The following is a 4,055-nucleotide window of genomic DNA, read 5'->3' on the forward strand; positions in this document are numbered from 1 at the left end:
ACGGGGGCGGGGGTGTGGATTGAATTTGAGGCAGGGGATGTCTCCTACCCCATCTGGAGTGGGTGTTTCTGGCGGACGGGCGAGGTGCCCCCGGAGGCCAAGCCAGCGGTCAAAGCGATCGTCACCAAACAGAAGCACATGCTCCTCCTGGATGACGACGCGGGGACCGTCACGATTACCGACAGCAACAACAACACCCTGACGCTGGACAGCAGCGGGATCACGTTGGAGCGGGGCGGACAAAAAATTCAGATCAGTACGTCTCAGGTCAATATCAACAACGGCGGTTTGGAGGTGATGTGATGGCTCCTTTACTTAATCTCAGTAGCACCCTGATGTGTCCCCACGGCGGCACTGTAAGTGCCATTTGCGCCAATACCCGCGCCAAAGCCGGGGGCGGTTTCATCCTACGCTCGGGCGATACTTTCACCATTGCCGGATGCCCCCTGAATATCAGCTTGGCACCCCATCCCTGTGTGCAGGTGCAGTGGGTCCAAGCCAGCCGCAAAGCCCGCGCCGCCGGGGCTGCTGTCCTCACGAGCGCGAGTGTCGGTCTTTGTGTCGCCGCCGACCAAGCTGTGCAGGGAACGGTCCTAGTCACCAATACCCAAACCCGCGTCAGCGGCACCTAAGGAGGACCAGTGAACTACGCTTTCCCCTTCCGCCTCGACCCAAGCTCAGCCCAGGCTGCCCAGACGGGCTACGAACGGCACGTCGAACAGATGATCCGTCAGGTGCTGCTGACTGCTCCGGGCGAACGGGTGAACCGACCGGAATTCGGCTGCGGACTCAGGCAATTACTTTTTGCGCCCCACCGTGAAGCCCTCGATGCCACGACTAAACTCGTCGTCCTCCAGTCTCTCAACCGTTGGCTAGCCGGACCGATCCAGGTCCGGGAAGTGAAAGTTAGCCCGCAACAGGACGGGGCCGGACTCTTGATCCAGATTGATTACCTGCTCGTGGAGACCCAGACGAATAAACGCACAACCGTGAGGGTACTCGGATGACCAAGGACCGCCGCCGCCAACTACTGACCTCGACGACCCGTAATGGCCTGGACTTTGTGGAAATCCTCAGCCTGGATCAACGCACCCTCCGCCTCCACTTCCTCAACCCGGTGGCGGTGAGTGGGACGGTGACGCAGATTATAATTACGGGCGGTGAGACTATCCCCGAGATCCAACCCCTGCCGATGCAAGCGGGAGATTGGGCGACGGATTGGGCGGGTCGTCCGCTCTTGACCCTCACGGTGTTAGAGCCGGGGGATTTCTCGCGCTACACCTTGACCGTGGTGAGTCCGGTCCTAGACCCATTTTTTCACCACGTCGAGTTCAGTTTCAAGGCCCTCTGTCCTTCAGACCTAGACTGTGACACCCCCTCTGAACCTTGTCCGCTCCCAGTGGACGACCCGCCGCCCATCGATTACCTCGCCAAAGACTTCCTGAGTTTCCGAGAAGCATTGCTGGCGTTTTCGGCCCTCCGCTATCCCGAGTGGCGCGAACGGACGGAGGCGGATTTCGGGGTCATGTTCCTGGAAGCTCTGAGTGCCTTGGGTGATGATTTGAGTTATTACCAGGACCGAATTGGGGCGGAGGCGAGTCTTGACACGGCGACCCAGCGGCGTTCTCTTGTGCGTCATGCCCGTTTGGTGGATTACGAACCGCGACCCGCAACGGCGGCGCGGGTGCTGTTGCAATTTGATGTTCAAAGCACGACGCTACCCAGTGGCTTAGCCGTCTATGCCCAGGGACCGACGGGCGAGATGGTCAATTTTGAAACGGGTACGAGCCTCGTGGACCCAGCCACGGGTCTTCTCAATCCAGAGACCTTCCCCGTCAATCCTCGCTGGAACCGCAATCCCGGCTTGGTCCCCTACTACTGGGACGATGCAGAACGCTGTCTAACTAAGGGTTCGACGACCATGTGGGTCCTGGGTCACGGCTATCCGTTCTACCCCGGTCAGACCCTACTTATCGAAACTGCGGCTCTAGTTGCCGCTGACCCGCCCCGCCGTGAACTCGTGGTGCTGACCCAGACCCTAGAGACCGTAGACGAACTTTTTTTAAGCCCCGCGCCCGACCCCAGCGATCCAGACCAACCCACCCCGGTCACGCAGCTTTTTTGGGGTACCGCCTTGACCCTGGACCACGACCTGACCCAGACCCTCGTCAGTGGTAACCTCCTCCCCGCCACCCAGGGCGGTCGTCGGGTCCTCCAATTCACCATTCCCCCCGCAGCCACCAACCCCGCCTGGGTCCGCACGGGCGCAAACAGTACCCCCGACCTGCCCGTGGCCCAATATCTCTTCACCCTGCCCCAATCGCCCCTGGTCTGGTTGGACCCCGCTGCTCCCGGCAGCCCCCTCCCGGAAATCCTCCTCAGCTCCGGTCAGCCTTGGCTCTGGCGGCGCACCCTCCTCCAAGCTGGCCCCCAGGAATTGGCCTTTACCCTCGACCCCATGGTCTACACACCCGTGGCCCGTTTCGCCAATGGGACTGTGTTTCAGGACTATGACAGTGACCAAGGCTATACGCTGCGCTTTGGGGAGGGTAGTTTTGGGCAGCGTCCAGACCCCGGTACGGTGTTTGACCTGACTTACCGGGTGGGCGGGGGACCCCAGGGCAATGTCGCCGCCGAAACGATCCAGCAGGTGGACCCCCAGGACGCGGCGACCTACCAAATCCGCGCCGTCACCAACCCCTTCGCCGCCCAGGGTGGCAAGGAGGCCGAAACGGAAGAACAGGTGCGCCGTTTAGCTCCCCAGGCGTTTCGTGCCCGTCAGTTTCGCGCTGTCCGCCTTGAGGATTACCAACAGGCCGCCCAGACCCTGGCCTGGGTACAACGCGCCGGGACCGTCTACCGCTGGACGGGGAGTTGGCTGACGGTCTTCACTACCCCGGACCCCCGCGACTCCCAAGCCTTGGCCCTGGACCAACATCGCGAGTTGATTGACCTCCTCAACCGCTACCGCTTGGCGGGTTACGAGTCCTACGTTCCCCAACCTCGTTACCTATCTCTGGATCTAGAAATTTTAGTCTGTGCCCGACCGGAGGCTTTTCGAGGCGATGTGCTGGCGGAGTTGGGGGAAGTTTTAAGTAGTCAAGCGGGCGGATTTTTCCATGTGGACCGCTTCACCTTTGGGCAACCCCTGGAGCGCAGTGCCCTAGCAGCGGCGATTCAGCAAGCCTACGGAGTGGCGGGGGTGGTCCGGCTCCGTTACCGACAGCGGGGTGTGATGACTTGGCAAGCCCTGCCGGAGACTGTGCCCGTCGCGCCCGACACCATCCTGCGCCTAGATAACGACCCCAGCCGCCCCGAGCGCGGCACCCTACGAATCATTGTGGAGGGCGGCAAATGACGATCTGTCCCTGCGAAGGTGCTCAACATCCCCGTGTTCTTTTCAATCCCCCCGGTCGGGCTACCCTGGCCTACCGCGTGGGCGACTACACCAGTTTTCGTCAAGCCCTGCTCCTTAGCCAATCGGGAGAAGTCCAGTTGCGCTCCTGGCGGCCCGGTGCCCAGGCGGATTTAGCGGTGCAACTCGTCGAGTGGTGGGCTTATCTGGCCGATATTCTGACCTTCTATAACGAGCGGACGGCCCAACAGACTTACCTGCGTACTGCTGACCTACCGGAGAATGTCCAACGATTAGTGCGGCTGCTCGGCTATCGGCCCCGCCCCGCCATCGCCGCCACGGGCCAGATCGCCGCCCTGACGAAAGGTCCGCTCACCGTAACCGTGGGTTATCCCGTCCAGAGCAAACCTGCTCCCGGCAAAACCCCGCAGATCTTTGAACTGGACCAGACCACTGAGCTCCTTTTCCCGAGTGTGGTCGCCCTCCGTGACCCCGTAGACCCCCGCCTCACTGCCCAGCCTAATAGCCTCCTCCTCCAAGGCAAACCGACCACGATCCAGCCCGGTGACGTGCTATTGCTCCTCGCGCGAAACCCCGCCCACCCCAACGGCAGCCTCCTCGTCCAGACCCTCCAGCCCGAGCTTGATCCCCAAGGCAAAATCAACACTCGGCTCACCTTCACCCCCCGCTCGCCCTATCC

At 61.6% G+C, this 4,055-nt stretch carries 3 protein-coding genes and 2 pseudogenes; all 5 read left to right on the forward strand.

All coding sequences use genetic code 11. The features are described 5' to 3' along the window. Window positions 1–303, forward strand: a pseudogene (locus tag HFM78_RS15945) (hypothetical protein); the annotation flags it as partial. Next, window positions 303–632 (forward strand): hypothetical protein, encoded by a 330-nt coding sequence (locus tag HFM78_RS15950; protein ID WP_287130451.1) that lies wholly within the window; start codon window positions 303–305, stop codon window positions 630–632. The pseudogene HFM78_RS15945 and the gene HFM78_RS15950, both read left to right, overlap by 1 nt. A 9-nt stretch (window positions 633–641) precedes the next feature. Further along, the gene (locus tag HFM78_RS15955) at window positions 642–1,007 is read left to right on the forward strand and encodes a GPW/gp25 family protein (protein WP_287130452.1); all 366 of its coding nucleotides are present in this window, start codon (window positions 642–644) and stop codon (window positions 1,005–1,007) included. Next, complete coding sequence (locus HFM78_RS15960) at window positions 1,004–3,358, forward strand: hypothetical protein (RefSeq protein WP_287130453.1); 2,355 nt, start codon at window positions 1,004–1,006, stop codon at window positions 3,356–3,358. Before HFM78_RS15955 ends, HFM78_RS15960 begins: the two co-directional genes overlap by 4 nt. After that, window positions 3,355–4,055: pseudogene (locus HFM78_RS15965) on the forward strand (hypothetical protein); the annotation flags it as partial. The gene HFM78_RS15960 and the pseudogene HFM78_RS15965, both read left to right, overlap by 4 nt.

This window comes from Candidatus Cyanaurora vandensis (genome assembly GCF_013285555.1).
In the GTDB taxonomy this organism is placed as follows: domain Bacteria; phylum Cyanobacteriota; class Cyanobacteriia; order Gloeobacterales; family Anthocerotibacteraceae; genus Cyanaurora; species Cyanaurora vandensis.